The organism is Bremerella alba (assembly GCF_013618625.1).
GTDB lineage: Bacteria > Planctomycetota > Planctomycetia > Pirellulales > Pirellulaceae > Bremerella > Bremerella alba.
This window is the reverse complement of record NZ_JABRWO010000002.1, coordinates 190,960-209,792: the sequence shown is the minus strand read 5'-3', so window position 1 is coordinate 209,792 and position 18,833 is coordinate 190,960. Positions and strand designations below refer to the sequence as shown.

Genomic DNA, 18,833 nt, shown 5'->3' with positions numbered 1-18,833 from the left:
TGCATCTAACGCGATTTAAGAAAGTTCATGATCGTTATGGAAACGTTGAAAGCACAGATCGTCGAGTACAGCGAAGCTAATGAGTACGTTGCTACTCATTTCGCGACGGCCGTCTGCAATTCGTGCAGCGGCGATGTGTTCGAGCTTTTGATGAACGAAGAGGAAGGCGTTGCCGCTCGAATTTGCGTTACTTGCGACGAAGAACATGGCATTGGGGACAGTGACCAACATATCGCCAAGGTCGAAGAGATCTTTGATGTGCTCTGTACGTGCGATGGAACAAAGTTTCGCATCATGGCTGCTGTCTCTCTTAGTGATGATAGCGAAGACGTTCGCTGGTTCTACCTCGGTTGCAAGTGCGTCGAGTGCGGGCTGTCCGGCGTATACGGTGACTGGAAAAACGAATTCCATGGCTATCAGGTATTGCTAGACAACGTGTAACGACGGACCGTGAACAGTGATTCAACACACGAAAGCCGGTGTGCCGGACTCGATTGTCTTATGAACGCCAGTCAGCTTGTTCAGCAGATCATCGAAGACCCGATGTTTCTTAAAACACTGTCGCCCGACGAAGGGACCGCATTGGTTCCCAGCTTTGTTCAGGCATTCAACGAGCACAAATTGTGGCCGCAGGACGCGGCCAGCGTTATCGCGGAATGCAGTCCGACCGACGAGCAATTGCTAGGGCTTCTTCAAAGCAATTGCGAACGCTCTCAGAAGCTTGGGTTACACATCATTTCTCAGCTGATAGAGACTGAGAATGATAAGCTAAGAGTTCGCACGATCCTGGCTCAAGAGGTGCTCCGACTTCTGCAGACGGATTCTTTTCGTCCGAAGCGAAAAGGTATGAGGGGATTATGGGGATGGGCAGAATCCAGCAGCATTGGGATGGATATTAAGAAACCTATAGCTTCATAGTCGGAGAGTAAGCCTTGGTGGTTATTCGCGCCATACTGGCAGTCTTCATTGGCCTAGTGGTCGCATTTCTATTAGTGATTGCTGTCGAATTATTCAGCGCGGTGGTTCATCCGTTTCCTGCAGACTTTGGCGGAACGGAAGACGAGGTTTGCGCCCACGTCGAGAAATATCCGGCCTGGGTTTTGGCCGCGGTCTTGCCCATGTGGGCGATGGCCGTGTTTGGTAGCGTGTGGATCGCCCAGAAGATTGGCGATCTGATTGCGTCCCTAATGGTCGCTTTGCTGCTATTGATTGCGGTGGGGTTTAACCAGTGGATGCTGCCGTATCCGATTTGGTTTGAAGTCGCGAATTATGTGGCTTTTCCGTTAGCGACATTGGGTGCGATTGGAATAAACCGCACGACGGTAGATTCGTCGTGGAAAGAAGATAGGAAAACGAAAAGTCCTTCACCCTAGCCCTCTCCCAGCGAAGGGAGAGGGAAGCGTAGGTTGGCTAGGTGGACGCTTGACTTAGGTCAGCTTCCAGCCATCGGGCAGGCAGGCACCTTTTTCGACGACGGGGATGCCGTCGACGATGGTGACCCCTTCTGGGTATTCTTTGTCCGGCAGGTTATCGCAGTTATCGACGCGGACGTTATTACCGATGTGGCAATTTTTGTCGACGATCGCTCCCTTGATGACGCTGCCTGATCCGATCTTCATACGAGGTCGACCGGACGATTCGTGGGCTTCGGTTTCCGTTCGCGTTGCGTAGTAGTCGCAGCCCATCAGCACCGAGTCTTCGATGGTGACGTTTTCTTCGATCACGCTACGCAGGCCGATCACGCTGTTCTTGATGGTACAGCCTTTGCCGATCTGGCAGCCGTCGGCAATCATGCTGTTGCTGAAACTGCCTTCCATGACCATTGTCGGCGGCAGGAAGCGAGCCCTGGTGAAGATCGGGGCTTCTTCTTCGATGAACTCAAACGGTGGCTTCGGAGCCAACGTGGCGAGATTCGATTCATAGAACGCTTTGATCGTTCCGATGTCTTCCCAGTAGCTATCGAACATGTGCATCTGCACTTTTTTCGCTCGAATCGCAGCAGGGAAGATCTCTTTACCGAAGTCCTGGTAGTCGGTCTTTTCCAGCAGCTCGACCAGGGTGTCGCGGTTAAAGAGATAGTTGCCCATGCTCGCCAAACAGTCACGACCATTCGATTGAATCCCGCGGGCGTCGATCCAAGCTGGGTCGGTTCGCACGTGGGCCAATTCTTCGGGGGTCTGGGGCTTTTCGACGAAGCCGTTGACGCGGCCTGACTCGTCGATCTTCATGATGCCCAATCCGCTGGCGTCCTTCGAGTGAACCGGCAGGCCTGCGATAGAAACGTCGGCGCCCGACTCGATATGCGAGTCGAGCATTTCGCGGTAGTCCATCCGGTACAACTGATCGCCGGAAAGGATCATGACGTAGTCGATACCGTGCTGCTGGATATAACGCAGGTTTTTACGGACCGCATCGGCGGTGCCTTGGTACCAGTCGGAGCCTTCGCCGGCCGTTTGCTGAGCGGCCAGTAATTCAACAAAACCACCGCTAAAGTGATCGAAGCGATACGTCTGGCGGATATGGCGGTGCAAACTCACCGACATGAACTGCGTCAGCACGTAGATGCGGTTCATCTGGCTGTTCAGGCAGTTGGAGAGGGGGATATCAATCAAGCGGTATTTGCCCGCCAGCGGAACGGCTGGTTTCGAGCGGTATTTAGTCAGGGGGTAAAGCCGTGTACCTCGGCCTCCGCCTAGTACTAAGCTGATGACATTACGCATGGGTCACCTTCTCTCCAAGAAAGAAAAGCATTGGGTGATATTTCAGTTGGTGGCGTTCGAACGATAACGGGCAAGGTTGCCACTACGCAAGCCAATGCGTACCGGGCCACGCAATATTCGCGCAACTTTACGCAATTATTGCGCCGCAACGGATACGACGCCTACTTTCGATAAAATCCGCGTCGACGCTGCGCGCTATAGCGTTCCAGGGCTTCGTTGATGATCGGCAGAGCCATTTCAGAAGGCAGAATTTCGTCGACCTCAACCGACTTCCCTTCCAACATCTTGTAGTCTTGGAAGAAGCGTCGCAACATGTTTCGACGATGATTCGGCAGATCAATCGCTTCATTGTAGGAAGAGAATTCCGGGTCGGTCACTGCGACGGCGATAATCTTATGATCGAGCTTGCCGCTATCGACCATCGTCATCAGGCCGACCGCGCGAGCGGTGATCAGCGTCAGCGGGGCCACCGGTTCCTGGCAAAGGACCAACACGTCGAGCGGGTCGTCGTCTTCGGCGAGTGTTTGAGGGACGAAGCCGTAGTTGGCCGGATAATGAACGGCCGAATAGAGCATACGGTCCATTCGCAATAGTCCCGTATCTTTGTCCAGTTCATACTTGATGCTGGACCCAGTGGGGATCTCGATGACCGCACAGAATTCCCTTGGGATGTCTTCACCGGGGGTCACGTCGTGCCAAGCGTGCGTCATAGATGCGAATCTTCCTTAAGGAACAGGCTTTTTCCTGATTCCAATTGGTTTACCAAATTGCCATATTCGGTCCGGCTTCTCTGTTAGGCATAGTCTAACGGAAGCGAATCATTGCTTGTAAGCATCCGTCGTAAGTTGCGCCGCGTCAACCGCAGCCAGCGGAGCTAAGTTCATTTCACAACGAAATTTACGAGACGACCCGGAACGACAATCGTTTTTACGATTTGTTTTCCTTCTAGAAACTCTTGCACGCGAACATCCGATTTCGCGAGAGCTTCGAGATCGTCCTTCTTAATGTCGGCTGGAACCGTAATACGGCCGCGAACTTTGCCCATAATTTGCACGGGCACTTCGATCTCGTTGTCCTTGGTGTACGACTCGACAAACTGTGGCCAGGGCTCGTAGGCCAAAGTGTTGCTGTGCCCCAATAATTGCCAAAATTCTTCCGCCAAGTGAGGAGCCAAGGGCGAAAGCATCAACGTGAACCACTCCATGGCTTGTTTCGGCCGTGTCGATTCCTTGGTGAAAAAGTTCGTGAACTCCATCAAGCGGGCAATCGACGTATTGAAGCTGAGGTTGGTCAGGTCGTTCGTGACGCTCTTGAGCGTACGGTGGAGCATTTTCTTCTGCTCTTCGGTGGGCTCGACATCTTCAATGGCCGCGTTGAGCACCAACTCTTCCGCGTTGTGATCGATGAGCATTCGCCACGCTCGGTCGAGGAATCCGCGAACCCCCTTCACGCCATCCATCGCCCACGGCTTGGTCGCTTCGAGTGGACCCATGAACATTTCGTAAAGCCGAAGACTATCGGCGCCAAAATCTTGAACGACATGATCAGGGTTTACGACATTTCCGCGGCTCTTCGACATCTTATGCGCCCGCGAGTCGATCCGAATGCTGTGATCGGCAGCAAGCACGAAGCCATCCCCTTTCTTAAGGACATCGGCTTCAGTCAGCGCAACGGACTTGATCGGGGCACCCTTCGCATCGGCGAGCGAACCGTCTTCCTGCTTCTTGACGAGGTTGCTACCGACCCAGGTGCCGTCTTCCGTCTGAAAGCCCATATACTCGATCTCGCCCAAAATCATCCCTTGGTTGACGAGCTTTTGAAACGGTTCAGGCGTCGAGATGTACCCGCGATCGAAAAGCACCTTGTGCCAGAAGCGGGCATACAAGAGGTGCAGCACGGCGTGTTCGGCACCTCCAATGTAAAGGTCGACCGGCATCCAGGCCTTTTCTTTTTCGGGGTCGACAAAGATCTCGTCGTTCTTCGGGTCGATGAAACGAAGGTAATACCAGCACGAGCCAGCCCATTGGGGCATGGTGTTCGTTTCGCGTTTGTACTTCACGCCGTCGATCACTGGATAAAGCCACGACGGGTCGGCTTTTTCGAGTGGCGGTTCCGGTCGCCCGATCGGTTTGTAATCTTCGATCTGCGGCAAGTCGACCGGAAGCTGGTCGACCGGGACGGCGCGAATCTTGCCGTTGGGCTCGCCGTTGGCGTCGAGTTCTTTGAGGATTGGGAAGGGCTCGCCCCAGAAACGCTGGCGACTGAAGAGCCAATCGCGAAGCTTGAAATTGGTTGCTTCGCGGCCAAGACCGTTTTGTTCGAGATCGAGAGCGATCTGCGCCTTCATCTCGCCGGTCTTCATGCCGTCGTATTTACCCGAATTGATGGCCACGCCATCGAAGGTCGCACAGGCGGTTCCGGCCAAGACCGCATCGCGATCGATGTCGGACTTGTCGCCCGGATCGACCACGGCAATCACCGGAATATCGAACTTCTGAGCGAACTCGAAGTCGCGATCGTCGTGGGCAGGAACGGCCATGATCGCGCCCGTTCCATAGCTGGCCAATACATAATCGGCGATCCAGATCGGCACAGGCTGTCCCGTAACCGGGTTGATAGCATGCGAGCCAGAGAAAACGCCGGTCTTCTCTTTGGCCAATTCGGTGCGTTCCAAGTCAGACTTGAAAGCGGCGGTCTGGCAGTATTTCTTAACGGCTGCGGCTTGGTCGGTGGTGGTCAATTGGTCGACAAGCGGATGTTCCGGAGCAATCACCATATAGGTTGCCCCGAAAAGCGTGTCGGGGCGTGTTGTGTAGACGCGAAGCACATCGCTGCCCGGCTTGCGGGGATAACCGAGTTTCTTCCGCTCGATTTCCCAGGGGGTGTACTCCAGGTCGGTGCCGAGAAAGAAATCGACTTCTGCGCCGACGCTGCGGCCAATCCAGTTTCTTTGAAGCTGCTTAATGCTATCGGACCAATCGAGGGACTCGAGATCGCTCTCTAACCGCTCGGCATAGGCGGTAATGCGGAGCATCCACTGGCGAAGAGGCAAACGCTCTACCGGATATCCGCCACGTTCGCTCTTACCGTCGATCACCTCTTCGTTCGCCAATACAGTGCCCAACTTGGGGCACCAGTTGACCGGGGCCTCGCTGACGAAGGCCAATCGATGCTCGTCCTGGTACTCGCGTACGGCCTCTTCACCGGCGGATTGGACATCGTCGGGAATGGGAAGCTCGGCGATAGGCCGGCCTTTGCCGGCATCTTGGTCGTACCATGTGTCGAAAAGAAGAAGGAAAATCCACTGCGTCCAGCGGAAATACTCGACGTCGGTCGTAGCGACTTGACGCTGCCAATCGTAGCTAAAGCCGAGCATCTTCAATTGGCGGACAAACTCGCCGATGTTCTTTTCCGTGGTCTCGCGAGGATGCACGTTGTGCTTGATCGCATACTCTTCTGCCGGAAGGCCGAACGAGTCGAAGCCCATCGGGTGTAAGACGCTTTTGCCTTGCATGCGGGCAAAGCGGCAGACAATATCGGTCGCCGTGTACCCTTCTGGATGCCCCACGTGCAAGCCAGCACCACTTGGATAAGGGAACATATCCAAGACATAAAGCTTTTCGCCTTGCGGGACTTCAGGTGTGCGAAAAGTTTGATTCTCGTCCCAGTACTTTTGCCATTTGGGTTCGATCTGGGCCGGATTGTAGCGAGGCATGGGTGTTGTCCAGTCGTCTAAATTGCGGTCATGCCGCAGCTTGGTCTGCTTGCAAGTTGGGTCGTTGGGGCAGGGTTCGCCGCAAAATGTTGATACATAGGGCTTTCCCGCAGTCTCGCGAAGGTAACGATTCTAATGGCCCTCGCGAAAACTGACAATTCAAGGACCCCCTTGGTTCTCCGGAACGTTCGCGCTAAATGGAACCCAGAGATGAAATCTGTGCCAGGAATTCGCGAGAAATCCATGTTGCCAAGACGATTACCTTGGTAGACTGCTGGTTCGGAAATATTCTCAGCCCCCTCCACAAACCCCTGAATCCTTTATGCTTCACGGACGACGTCATCTTCAACTAGTTGATTCCGAACGCGACGCGATGCGAGTTGCCTGTCAGTTCAACGCGCAACTGATGGATTTCGTACGCCCGCATGTCAAAGCAGGCATCACCACCGAAGCGATTGACCGGATGGTGCACGAATATACGCTGGATCACGGGCATACACCGGCTTGTTTGAATTACCAGGGCTTCCCGAAGAGTTCGTGCACCAGTGTCAACGAAGTTATTTGTCATGGAATTCCTGACAAGTACGAACTTAAAGATGGGGACATTGTCAACGTCGATCTAACATCGATCGTCGATGGCTGGCACGGAGATCAGTCGGAAACGTTCCTGATTGGGGAAGTGTCCCCGGAAGCGAAACAGGTGACCCAGTGTGCGTTCGATTGCCTGTATCTGGCGATCGATGCGATCTACCCTGAGTGTCGTGTTTCAGAAATCGGCCGGGTAATTGTCGAAGAGGCGAAGAAATACAACTTTGGTGTCGTCGAAGAGTTCGTCGGTCACGGGCTCGGTCGCCGTTTCCATCAAGATCCTTCGATTCCTCACGTCCCGACACGTGCCGCGCATTCGGTTCGCCTGCTGCCAGGTGTCTGTTTTACGATCGAGCCGATGATCAACATTGGCGGCGCTGCCACTCAACTCGATCCAAGCGATGGGTGGACCGTCCGTACCCGCGACCGCAGCCTGAGTGCCCAGTTCGAGCACACGATCCTTATGACCGAGAATGGCGCTGAGATCCTCTCGATGACCAAAGATGGTCCTCAGAAGGCTCATAAGTTCTAAATCTCTAAGAACTTGGTCGAAATGCGATAGCACTGAAATCAATCTTGCCGGCGATCATGATTTCCGGTATTTCCTCGGGTAATAACTCAAGTTTTTGCCTGAGGGATCCGGCTATGTTCTGTTTTCGACCACTTTGCTTGTTGCTGCTGGCAGGCGTCTTGCCTTGCGCGGCCACTGCTCTCGCTACTGAACCCTACAAAGGACGCGTGACTACCGGGCAGGTCTTTACGCGTAGCGGTCCAGGGCAGAACTACTATCCGACGGCCTACCTGGAAAAAAACTCGATCGTGGATGTCTACCGTGAAGATGTCGGCGGCTGGTTGGCCATTAGGCCGACCGAGAACGAGTTCAGCTTAGTACGAGCCGAAGGCCTTTCGTATGGCGAAGATCGTCGAATTGCCCATGTCCGAACAGCCGAAGCACCGGCCTATGTGGGTAGCCAGATCAGCGACCAGCATCACATCACGCATGTGAAACTCGACCAGGACGAACCGCTGGAAGTGCTGGGGATTGTGGAACTTCGCGACCCTGAGAGCGGCAAGAAGGAAGCCTTCTACCGCATCGCCCCCCCGGCTGGTGAGTTTCGCTGGATCAACAAGCACTTCGTGGAAGCGATCGGTACGCCGCCCCTTCCTCAGGGATCATCGGTGGTTGATTCTGCTGCCATGGCCGAGTCAATTCAGGATGACGAATTTTGGAAAGAGGCCGAACAGAAGTTGAGCGTCGTGCGGCCTGTTTCCTTCGATGCAGAAAACGACAAGCCGGGCGCAACGATTACCGGAGAGCTGCAACCTCTCGATGAAATTGGTCCGGGCACCAGCTTGAACCTCATCGAGTTAGAACTGCACGTCAGTCGCGAGTGCCTTAAGGCGGTTGATCTGTGGAATTTTAAGCCTTTGAAAGACCAGGCTAAACGACTCATTGTCGAAGGTGAAACGCCACTAGAGCGGGGTAAGGCCCGTTTGCTGTTAGAGAAAATCGAAGAATTCAACGAGCTTTACGAACGCCAGCTTGCTACGAAGGAAGCGGTCGTTTCCTCGTCGATTCCCTTGAAAACACCTCTGATTAGTGACGAGAAGCTTGGGAAAGTCGAGCCTTCAAACGACCCGGCCGCTTCGTTCACCAAAGATGGCTTTGACCCACGCTACGATGGCAAAGGGTGGCTGATGCCGGTCATCACGCGGGCCTCGTCGACCCGAAACGCCAATCAGTACACGCCTCCGTTTGCATTGACCGATTCTCAGGGCAACGTGCTGCAGTTTGTGAGCCCTTCGCCGGGGCTGAACTTACGGCGATATTCCCGAATGCAGGTAGGTATTTACGGGCAGATTTCACCGCTAGATCAATACACCAAGTCGCATCTAACGGCACACCGGATAGTGGTGCTATCACGGCACGAAAAGAAGTAGCTTTGCCGTGAGTGTCATGGCCCAAATGGGCGATTCATGGTCAAATAGTGGGAATTGACAGGCCATTTGGTTTGGGCCTGTCTGTTAGAAGAATTCTCATTGAAAAGCCAGTATGAGCGAAGACGTTTCCGCGAGCGCTACTCTTGAAGAAGCCCTGATAAAATTTGGGGCTCCCTTGCCTGACGAGATCCGCAATCAACTTCAGCGGTACGTCGATGCGCTGTGGGAGATCAACAAGTCGCTAAATCTTACGCGGCATACCGACTACGACAAGTTCGTTTCACGCGATGTGATCGACAGCCTGGCGCTGGCCGGTCAGTTGCGGCCCAATGAAGAGATTCTCGACATGGGAAGCGGCGGAGGCGTGCCTGGCATTGTGATCGCGATCATTCGCCCCGATGTTCGTGTCACTCTGTGCGATTCGGTAGGCAAGAAGGCACACGCGATGCAGGCCATGATCGAACAGCTCGAGCTGGAGGTTCCTGTCTACCACAATCGAGCGGAAGAGATTCTGGAAGACCTGAGCTTCGACGCGGTCGTGTGCCGTGCGGTTGCGCCTTTGAAGAAACTGCTGGCATGGCTTGATGGGCATTGGCTTTCTGCCGGCCGGTTGTTGACGATCAAGGGAGGTCGCTGGCTCGAGGAAGTAAAAGAAGCCCGTCATCTTGGCTTGACTAAGGGAGTTGAAATCCGCAACGCCCACGAATACGAGACACCTGGCAACGATCACCCCAGCGTGATCGTAAAAGTTTGGCCGAAAGGTCGCAAAGAGCCTTAAGCCAGTTCAACTTACGGCCGATTAGTGTCGTTGTTGATATTAGTTATGACCCCTATAATCAGACGATTCTCTCTGAGCGTGCCTAGTGCAGTAAGGGAACATGGAATTTGGGTGGCCCAGGTTTTTAAGCCTGGATCAGCGAAGCAGCCAAACGGCTCAGAAGCCGACGCCATTGACCATGAAATAAGACCCCGCATTAGCCAGTAAAGAGAAACCGACCCCAACGGCAGTTGGCCCGCTGCAGAATGGCCAGTCTGCCTAACTTCAACCCACAGCGATTGATTGATGTCCGGTTATCAGATTACGCATCTCAAACAGCTGGAAGCAGAGAGCATCCACATCATCCGCGAAGTCGCGGCCGAGTTTGAGAACCCGGTGATGTTGTATTCCGTCGGCAAAGACTCTTCGGTCATGGTCCACTTGGCCTTGAAAGCCTTTTATCCGGCCAAACCGCCATTTCCTTTGATGCATGTCGACACGACATGGAAGTTCAAGGAAATGATCCAGTTCCGCGAAGATTACGCGCGCAATGAACTGGGTCTCGATTTGATTGTTCACATCAATGAAGAAGGCAAACAGATCGGCATCGATCCGTTCGAGGATAGTGTTCGCCACACCGACCTGATGAAAACAGTAGGGTTGAAGCAGGCGCTCGATAAGTACCGTTTCGATGCCGCATTCGGTGGGGCTCGTCGCGATGAAGAAAAATCGCGTGCCAAGGAACGTGTCTTCTCGTTCCGCGATAAGAACCATCGCTGGGATCCGAAGAATCAGCGTCCCGAACTTTGGAATCTGTATAACACCAAGGTGAATAAAGGGGAGAGCATTCGCGTCTTTCCGCTTTCCAACTGGACCGAACTCGACGTCTGGCAATACATCCACCTGGAAGAGATTCCGATCGTTCCGTTGTATTACTCTGCGAAGCGCCCTGTAGTTTGGCGGAACGATATGTGGATCATGGTCGACGACGACCGCATCCAGCTTCAGCCGGGCGAGAAGGTGGAAGAGAAGATGGTTCGCTTCCGTACACTTGGCTGCTATCCGCTAACCGGAGCCGTGGAATCGGAAGCTGACACGCTACCTGAAATCATTCAGGAAATGCTGCTGACCACAACATCTGAACGCCAAGGCCGCGCGATCGATAAGGATCAGGGCGCCTCGATGCAGAAGAAAAAAGAAGAGGGCTACTTCTAACGAAGTGTGCCCGCAGACGGGCAAGTGTTCAGTTTTCAGTTTTCAGTAAGAGAATAGATACTGAGGCGTTTGAAAGCTGGACCGCGAATCCTACTGAAAACCGAACACTGAAAACTTAAGACTGACGCATGTCTCACAAATCTGACCTGATCGCGACCGACATTCATGCTTATCTCGCTCAGCACGAAAAGAAAGAACTGCTGCGATTTCTGACCTGCGGCAGTGTCGATGACGGGAAGAGTACGCTACTTGGCAAGCTGCTGATCGAATCGAAAGCGGCCTACGAAGACCAGTTGGCAGCCATCGAGAAAGATTCGGCCACACACGGAACAGTCGGGGGCGAGATCGATCCGGCCTTGCTGACCGACGGTTTGAAGGAAGAACGCGAGCAGGGCATCACGATTGACGTGGCCTATCGTTATTTCTCGACCGCCAAACGAAAGTTCATCGTTGCCGATACCCCTGGCCACGAGCAGTATACCCGTAACATGGCCACCGGTGCTTCAACCGCCGACCTGGCAATCATTCTGATTGATGCTCGCCAAGGGGTGCTTACCCAAACCAAGCGGCACAGCTTCATCACGTCGCTGCTGGGCATTCGGCACATCGTGGTGGCGATCAACAAGATGGACCTGGTCGATTATAGCCAGGAAGTGTTCGAGCAGATCAAGCAAGATTACATCGACTTCGCCGCGAAAATGTCGGCCGACGATGTCCATTTTATTCCGCTGTCGGCGCTCAAAGGGGACAACCTGGTCGAGAAGAGCCCGAAGATGCCGTGGTATGAAGGTGCCACGTTGATGCACATGCTCGAGAACCTCTATATCGGTTCCGACCGCAACCTACAAGACTTTCGCTTCCCGGTGCAATTGGTCAATCGGCCTGACCTCAACTTCCGTGGTTTCTGCGGTACGGTGGCCTCCGGCACGATTCGTCCAGGCGAAGAAGTCATGGTCTTGCCGTCCAAAAAGACGAGCAAGGTGAAAAGCATCGTCACCATGGACGGCAATGCCGAAGAAGCCTACCCGCCGATGTCGGTCACGCTGACCTTCGAAGATGAAATTGACTGCAGCCGCGGCGACATCATCGTGCGTCCTGGCAATCGCCCAAAAGTCGATAGCAAGTTCGACGCCATGGTCGTTTGGATGTCGGAAGATCCGCTGGTGCCTGGCAAGCAGTACTTCGTCAAGCACACCACCAAGATTATGACCGGCACAGTTTCGCGGGTACGCTACAACGTCGACGTGAATACGCTTCATCGCGAAGATACGCCGGCCCTCAAGCTCAATGAAATCGGTCGCTGCAGCATCAAGCTGAATCAGCCGGTTTCCTATGATCCGTACGCGAAGAACAAGACGACCGGGGCGTTCATTCTGATCGACTACATGACCAATCGCACCGTCGGTGCCGGCATGATTATCGACCGCGATGCCAGCGACACCGATGAGTTATGGGACATCGAAGGCGACGAAACGCTGCAAAGCAGCAAGGGCAACGTCTCTGTCGACGAACGTGCGGCCCGCTTTGGTCAAAAGCCAGCGACCGTGCTGCTGACCGGTTTGACCGGAGCCGGTAAAACGACAATCGCCTACGCCCTAGAGCGACGTCTGTTCGATGAAGGAAAGACGAGCGTTGTGCTTGACGGGCAAAACCTTCGTCGCGGTATCAGCAAGGACCTGGGGTACACGGCTGAGCAGCGGAGTGAGAATCTTCGTCGTGGCAGCGAGATTGCCCGGATGCTTAACGATTCGGGGATGCTCTGCATTGCAGCGTTCCTGGCACCTAGCGCCGATGTTCGTCAGCGGGCCAGCGAAGTGGTTGGGCCTGAGCAATTCCTGACGGTCTACTTGTCGGCTCCTGTCGACGTTTGCCGTCAGCGAGATGACTCTGGCATGTACGCGAAAGCAGACAGCGGCGAGATTGCCAACTTCCCAGGCGTCAGCTACGAGTATGAAGTTCCCGAGAATGCCGACCTGGTGCTGCCAACGCACGAGTTGGGCGTTGACGAGTGTGTCGATAAGATCTACGAATTCCTTCAGCAACGCGGGATCATAGACTAGCTGCCATCCCGCCCCAGTGAATGGGGGGAATAGCAGTCGTATGTCTATTGCCACGTTTCTAATAATTATCGATACTTTCAGCCTCCTTTGATTGATCTCCGCTTGAGGATGCTGGATGTGAAGTCGCTAACACGTGCTCGCCACGAACTGCGCCGTCAAAGTCGAACTGCCTGGAACCGATTTGTAGGGACGCAGCCCCCGACACACGCCGACCATTCGAAGTCGTGGGTAGAAAAGAGCCATGCAAGCGGCTCGGCGGTTGTTCTCGAGCCTCCTCGGGATATTGTTAACCCCCCCCGGATCCTAGGAGGAGCGCTGGACGAGATTCAGCGAGTGCTCGACCAGACCTCTGGCGAGAAACAGTTGACCTTCTGGAACAACCTATATGCACCGGCTCAGCGAAAGTTGGAAGGTACATCACTAACCAGCTTGAAAGATGCACGGGTTGCTTTGCGAGGTGTCTCGGTTATCACCGACGACAATTGCCATCTGCTAGACTTCGGAATGATTCGCTTTCCTGGTATGAGCGATGACGGGGTGATTCCACAATACTTGCACCAGGGGTACCTCCCACGACTGCGGAAAGTCTCAGGCACAGTGGGTGTTATCTCCTTTGGATGGTCGAGTTCCAATTATTTTCACTTCCTCATCGAAGCGATACCCAAGCTGCGGCTGTTCGCTAAGTCCGGCGTTCAGGTTGACAATCTCTATGCTCCGATGAGTCGCTCTTACCAACGCGAGATGCTATCGCTGTTTGGAGTCGACACAAACAAGGTTATTCCGGAAAGCCACCACGCCCACGTTCAAGGCGACAACGTTTACGTTCCCAATAATCAGCACGCGGTTCGCAGCGAAGAGACGCAGTTCCTTTTTGAAACGGCCGCAGGCCAACCCTGGTCAAAGGTGAAGCAAGAGCCTCGCAAACTGGTTTACGTTTCGCGAGGACGCATGAAGCTGCGAAACTGCTTGAACGAAAATGAGTTCATGCCGAAGCTAGAAAAGCTAGGGTTCGAGCGGCACTACCTCGAAACGATGTCGGTTCGAGAGCAAGTCGAACTGTTTCAACAAGCAGATGTCATCATGGGTCCCCATGGTGCCGGTCTGGGGAATATGGTCTTTGCACCTCCGGGCACCAAAGTCATCGAATTGGGGACGCCGTATCGGCCATATGACTGTTTCGCTGAACTGTCTGCTGCCTGTGGACATTCGTTTTATTGGTACCTAGCCAATCCTGTCGATGGGAACATGGTGACCGATGAGTCGAACATGTGGGTCGACGCCGATAGCCTAATCGATTTTCTGCATGAACACGAAATTGTCGGCAAGACAAGCACGGCTCCATTCCGACAACATAAAACGCCCGTACGTCAGATTGCCGCTTTGGTGGGAACCGTCTAAAATCCGGTGCCTTGAGTCTTCCGGAGCCGACCCCCATGCCTAGTCTGACAATCGAAAACTACGTAAAAGCGATTTATCAGATCGCGCTTCTAGCGCCGGAAAAAGCGGCCCCGACCGGCGAAATCGCGACAGCATTAGAAGTCTCGCCGGGTACCGTCACCAGCATGCTGAAGACCCTCAGCGAGACCGGCTTGGCATCGTATACCAAGTACGAGGGGGTTCGCCTGACCGAGAGTGGTCGCAAGCTGGCGCTGCGTGTCCTGCGGCGTCACCGATTGATCGAGTTATTTCTGGTGCACACGCTCGACCTGGCCTGGGACGAAGTCCACGAAGAGGCCGAGAACATGGAGCACGCCGTCAGCGACTTTCTCGTCGATCGTATCGACCAATATTTGGGGTATCCCTCGTCCGATCCTCACGGCGATCCCATTCCGACTGCCGATGGTAAGATTCGCACCGAGCAGGGCGTCAAACTCACCCAGTGGGAGCCCGGCAAGCCGTTTCGTCTGGTTCGCGTGATGGATCAAAGCTCGGACTTTTTGCGTTACTTAAGCGAAGAGTCACTGCAGCCAGGCTGCGAGGCAAAACTGATCACCAGTCGAGCGGAAGCTGGCATTGTCACCATCGAAATCGAAGGCCGAATCACCGCATTGGGGTTGGAAGCGGCCGAAAAGTTGATGGTAACGGCCCCCAGTTAGCGAAAACGCTGGTAGTAACCAATGGATGAAACGAAGCCGACGAATCCGCCTCCGATAAGCCAGAATGGATAAAAATAGATTCGTCCCATCAATAGGCCAGCAGTTAGCCAGATCAGACCCAACAGCATCACACCGAATCCACCAGCCATACTGGTCCAAGCAAGTTTCAAGTTTTCTTTATGTCGTTGGCTCGATGCGTGCGTTTCCGTATCGACCAACTTACGGTATTGATCCTCGTTGGAATGGGTGCTTTGAGTGCTTTCGTAAGGTTCCTTGAACACGCGACTCTCCTAACGGCTCTTAAAAGGCAGATGATTTTTAGCATGCCCAAAAGAGGGTGTATTGCTCCCTCAGTGGTACTGTCTGTTGGGAGCAGTCTATTAGTAGCCGCGCTGCACGGTCAAACGAATTTTCAATGAAGGAGAACGAAAGTCGATCTGGTCTATGTGATCGCTGGTTTGTGCCCGAGCGAGCGGCGGACCATGGTTAACTGACCGCTGTGCAGGCCTTCGTGCCAGATGGCGGTCTCGAATACTTGACCATAATCGGCCAGGAAGTCAGGCGTACCGTCAGGGGTCTTCGTGGCGAGGTCTTCATCACTCAACGATGCGAGGATCTCGAGAAGGACCTGGCGGCGATCGTCCATGTAGCCGCGGACGTCTGCGATCGGGGGATAGTCTTCCAGTTTGGTCGATGGGGTTGAACCGAGACCGAACATCTCTTGGTAGTTCTCTTTTGCATCCGCTTTCTCGGGGGCCAGAAGCGAGACAAAGAAGTTGTCGGTCGTGGCCATGTGACCAATAAACCAGAGGGCATGGTTGCTTTGATTGCAAACTTGGGCCACCCAGTCTTCCTGCTTTTGAAAGTCGGCTAGAATTCTCGTCGTGAAGCCGCGGGCCGACTCGAGTTGATGTTGTAAACGTTCGATCATTGACATGGTGTATCTCCTGGGGATGGGACTAGCTAGAGCGGTCTAGGGAGGAGCCTGCGTTTCGAAGCATTTCTAAGAAACACGCAACTTGCTCGTCACTGTAATCGCCAAAGAAGTCCTCGTGAACTTTTTCCTGTAGCTGCTTAATGACCGGCTTCAGTCGCTGCAACGTCTCGGTACCTTGCGGGGTGAGGTATATCCGCAGGGCACGTCGGTCGGCTGGATCGCGCATGCGGCGAATCAGTTGGGCCTTTTCCGTACGATCTAAAAGGCCTGTCATGCTGCTGGCATCCAACTGGACTTCTTCGGCCAATTCGCTCGGCTTTTGTCCGTTACGACTATCCAGGCAAGATAGCATAAACAACTGGGCAGGGGTGACTTCATACGCTGCCAAACCTTCAGCGTAGATACGCGAAATCTTTCGCATCGCTACGCCAAGGTGAAAGCAAAGTTGGTCGTCCTTTTTCCAATTCATTCGGAAGGTATTTAAAAGAGGGAAGGCGCGTAAGACCATTCTAGCGATCGGCCTACGCTGGACAAACGGTGACTACAACTCCCTTAAACGCTGGCGTCTTCGACTTGGGGTCGGCCGTTCGGGAAACAAGCGTGTTGGCCTCAGGGTAATACATCAATGCGTTGCCAGGTTTGATGTCTTTAAACTCGTGGACGACGAAACCATCGATCTTGCCGATGTTCGATTGGATCGTAACTTTCTGCCCTGCAACGACACCCAGACGTTGGCAATCTTCCGGGTGAAGCACGATGACGTCACGTCGGTCGATGCCACGATAGATGTCGTACTCTTCGTACACGACGGTGTTGAATTGTCCCTCACTACGCACTGTCATCAGCCGAAGTTCGTTTTCTCCCGTCCCTTTGAGCTCCGGGATCTCGTGGTGATGCAGAACCAAACGACCGCTGGGTGTGGGGAACTTAGGCGTGTGGAACGTTCGTCCGTCGATTTGGAATTCCTGCTTGGTTTTATCGATGTCCGCTATCTTCTCAAAGCCCGGCACCACCTTTGCCAGGGCGGCACGAATCTTGTTTGTATCTTGCATCGACGTCCAATCGATTGGCGTGCTACTTGCCAGGACACCTTCGCCGATAGTGGCAATCACGTCGACCTCGCCGCGGGGGCCGTCCAGTCGCCGCGGTCCTCCTTCCGACATGCGGATGTAGTTGAACATCGATTCTTGCGTTGACTGGTAAGGCTCTTCGTCGCGGGCCAGGACCGGCAGTATGATCGTTTCCTTGGCCAGACCGTGTGCGTGACCGGTGTTTAGCGAGGTGCTCAGATAGACCATCGTCTCCAGGTTTTGCAGCGACTGGGCCGCAAAGGCCAGATCGGGGTTACTGCCGTATAGATTACCCCCCAAACAGAACCCCATTTTCAGCTTGCCAGAGTGGGCATCTTCCATGCAACCCAACGTATCGAGCCCTGGTGTGGTGGGTAGCTGAACGCCGTATTCTTTTTCGAGTCCGTCGAAGATAGCTTGCTTGAGCGTGGGGGTAACACCCACCGAACCGATCCCTTGTACATTCGAATGGCCACGAATGGGCATCAAACCGCAGCCAGGCTTGCCGACCATACCACGCACGGCAGCCAGGCCGGCAATGGCCTGAACATTGTCGACACCGTGCGCGTGATGTGTAATGCCCATTGTCCAGCTGAAGATGACGCGTTTGGCTTTGATATAGCGCTGGGCGATGTCCGCTATCTTCAGACCACCGACCCCTGACTTCTCTTCGATTTCCTCCCACGTCAGGTTCTTCAGAAACTCGAGCCACTGGGCCGTATTTTCGCAGTGGTTGTCGAGGAACTCCTGGTCTTGTCCGCCTAGTTCCAGTACACGTTTGGCGATGCCATACAGCAGAGCCAGGTCCCCGCCGATGTCAGGTTGAACATAGAGCGTCGCGATCTTCGTGCCGAAGAGCATGCTGATCGGATCACTTGGCACGCGGAAGTTGACCAGGCCTGTTTCAACGACCGGATTAATGACGATCACCTCGCCGCCGCGCCGACGAACCTGTTTCAGCGTCGACATCAGCCGGGGATGATTGCTGGCCGGATTGCCACCAATTACGAACACCAGATCGGCGTGCTCGACGTCTTCCAAGACAATCGTCGCCGTGCCGCTACCAACGGTGCTTGCTAGTCCGACACCGCTGGCTTGGTGACAGTAATAGCTGCAATTGTTGACGTTGTTGGTGCCGTAGATCCGAGCGAATAGCTGCAGCAGAAAGCCGGCTTCCATGCTGCTGCGACCGCTGAAGTACCAGAAGGTCTCATCGGGGGTCAGCGACTTCAGTTTAGCGATCAACCGACCCAGGGCATCTTCCCACGAGATCGGACGATAGTGCTGCTGTCCTTGTTCCCACAGCATCGGCTGGGTGAGGCGACCGGCGTGCTCCATTTGGTAGGGAGTGAACTGTTGCAACTGGGCGATGCTATAGGTTTTCCAGAAATCCTCAGGCACGGCGCCTTGCATGTCGGCAGCCATGGCCTGCATCGACTTTTTGCAGACTTCGGGGAACGAGCCTTGCTCGTTGACCATGCCTCCTTTTTGGCCCCCCATGCCCAGGGCGCAAGTCTTACACGCGTTCTTACTCCGCATGGCTTTCCAGAACTTCCAGTACCCGCCGGACTCGCGAGCTTTCTGAAAGGTATACCGGATCGCTTGCCAGCCGCCGCCACTGGTTGGCTTTTTCATATCGGGTCATCCTGAATGAGTAAGCAGGGCAGGGAGCCTATCTAGCGATAATCTCCCGAGGATCTGCATTCTAGCAAATCGGGCAATCTGTGAAATGCG

The 18,833-nt window shown here is 54.2% G+C and carries 17 protein-coding genes; 10 read left to right on the top strand and 7 right to left on the bottom strand.

The window, feature by feature from the left end:
• Positions 1-27 precede the first annotated feature (27 nt).
• Genes HOV93_RS04045 through HOV93_RS04035 form a run of 3 tightly spaced genes read left to right on the top strand, consistent with a single transcriptional unit; the run spans position 28 to position 1,373 of the window.
• Positions 28-441: a hypothetical protein gene (locus HOV93_RS04045; RefSeq protein WP_207395182.1), complete on the top strand. Its 414-nt coding sequence runs from the start codon at positions 28-30 to the stop codon at positions 439-441.
• A gap of 60 nt (positions 442-501) precedes the next feature.
• A complete protein-coding gene (locus HOV93_RS04040) occupies positions 502-918 on the top strand; it encodes a hypothetical protein (protein ID WP_207395181.1) in 417 nt (138 codons plus the stop codon).
• A 17-nt stretch (positions 919-935) separates the two neighbouring features.
• Positions 936-1,373, top strand: a complete 438-nt coding sequence (locus HOV93_RS04035) for a hypothetical protein (RefSeq protein ID WP_207395180.1) — start codon at positions 936-938, stop codon at positions 1,371-1,373.
• A gap of 54 nt (positions 1,374-1,427) precedes the next feature.
• Here the strand turns inward: HOV93_RS04035 and HOV93_RS04030 are convergent, their stop codons facing one another.
• The 3 genes from HOV93_RS04030 to leuS form a co-directional block, all read right to left on the bottom strand.
• Positions 1,428-2,720, bottom strand: coding sequence for a glucose-1-phosphate adenylyltransferase (locus HOV93_RS04030; protein ID WP_207395179.1), 1,293 nt, complete (start codon positions 2,718-2,720; stop codon positions 1,428-1,430).
• Between the two features lie 161 nt (positions 2,721-2,881).
• Positions 2,882-3,430 (bottom strand): inorganic diphosphatase, encoded by a 549-nt coding sequence (locus tag HOV93_RS04025; protein ID WP_207395178.1) that lies wholly within the window; start codon positions 3,428-3,430, stop codon positions 2,882-2,884.
• 170 nt (positions 3,431-3,600) lie between these two features.
• Entirely contained in the window at positions 3,601-6,435 is a 2,835-nt protein-coding gene (gene leuS / locus HOV93_RS04020) for a leucine--tRNA ligase (protein WP_207395177.1), read from the bottom strand.
• A gap of 322 nt (positions 6,436-6,757) precedes the next feature.
• On the opposite strand from leuS, the gene map reads away from it, so the two are divergent.
• The 7 genes from map to HOV93_RS03985 all read left to right on the top strand — a co-directional run bounded on the left by map (position 6,758) and on the right by HOV93_RS03985 (position 15,092).
• Positions 6,758-7,555 carry a type I methionyl aminopeptidase gene (gene map / locus HOV93_RS04015; protein ID WP_207395176.1) on the top strand — a complete coding sequence of 266 codons (798 nt, stop codon included), beginning with the start codon at positions 6,758-6,760 and terminating at the stop codon, positions 7,553-7,555.
• A gap of 113 nt (positions 7,556-7,668) precedes the next feature.
• Complete coding sequence (locus HOV93_RS04010) at positions 7,669-8,964, top strand: hypothetical protein (protein ID WP_207395175.1); 1,296 nt, start codon at positions 7,669-7,671, stop codon at positions 8,962-8,964.
• Between the two features lie 112 nt (positions 8,965-9,076).
• Positions 9,077-9,742, top strand: coding sequence for a 16S rRNA (guanine(527)-N(7))-methyltransferase RsmG (gene rsmG / locus HOV93_RS04005; protein ID WP_207395174.1), 666 nt, complete (start codon positions 9,077-9,079; stop codon positions 9,740-9,742).
• Between the two features lie 285 nt (positions 9,743-10,027).
• Positions 10,028-10,936 (top strand): sulfate adenylyltransferase subunit CysD, encoded by a 909-nt coding sequence (gene cysD, locus HOV93_RS04000; protein WP_207395173.1) that lies wholly within the window; start codon positions 10,028-10,030, stop codon positions 10,934-10,936.
• 128 nt (positions 10,937-11,064) lie between these two features.
• Complete coding sequence (gene cysN / locus HOV93_RS03995) at positions 11,065-12,996, top strand: sulfate adenylyltransferase subunit CysN (RefSeq protein ID WP_207395172.1); 1,932 nt, start codon at positions 11,065-11,067, stop codon at positions 12,994-12,996.
• 117 nt (positions 12,997-13,113) lie between these two features.
• Complete coding sequence (locus HOV93_RS03990) at positions 13,114-14,394, top strand: glycosyltransferase family 61 protein (RefSeq protein WP_207395171.1); 1,281 nt, start codon at positions 13,114-13,116, stop codon at positions 14,392-14,394.
• A 35-nt stretch (positions 14,395-14,429) separates the two neighbouring features.
• Positions 14,430-15,092: a metal-dependent transcriptional regulator gene (locus HOV93_RS03985; RefSeq protein WP_207395170.1), complete on the top strand. Its 663-nt coding sequence runs from the start codon at positions 14,430-14,432 to the stop codon at positions 15,090-15,092.
• On the opposite strand, the gene HOV93_RS03980 is transcribed toward HOV93_RS03985, so the two are convergent.
• From HOV93_RS03980 to HOV93_RS03965, 4 genes are all read right to left on the bottom strand, one after another.
• Positions 15,089-15,373: a hypothetical protein gene (locus HOV93_RS03980; protein ID WP_207395169.1), complete on the bottom strand. Its 285-nt coding sequence runs from the start codon at positions 15,371-15,373 to the stop codon at positions 15,089-15,091. The genes HOV93_RS03985 and HOV93_RS03980 overlap by 4 nt on opposite strands.
• 161 nt (positions 15,374-15,534) lie before the next feature.
• Positions 15,535-16,029: a DinB family protein gene (locus HOV93_RS03975; RefSeq protein WP_207395168.1), complete on the bottom strand. Its 495-nt coding sequence runs from the start codon at positions 16,027-16,029 to the stop codon at positions 15,535-15,537.
• A 22-nt stretch (positions 16,030-16,051) separates the two neighbouring features.
• Positions 16,052-16,498 carry a MarR family winged helix-turn-helix transcriptional regulator gene (locus HOV93_RS03970; RefSeq protein ID WP_207395167.1) on the bottom strand — a complete coding sequence of 149 codons (447 nt, stop codon included), beginning with the start codon at positions 16,496-16,498 and terminating at the stop codon, positions 16,052-16,054.
• A gap of 52 nt (positions 16,499-16,550) precedes the next feature.
• On the bottom strand, positions 16,551-18,734 hold the full coding sequence (locus tag HOV93_RS03965) for an FdhF/YdeP family oxidoreductase (protein ID WP_207395166.1): 2,184 nt from the start codon (positions 18,732-18,734) through the stop codon (positions 16,551-16,553).
• Between the last annotated feature and the right edge of the window lie 99 nt (positions 18,735-18,833).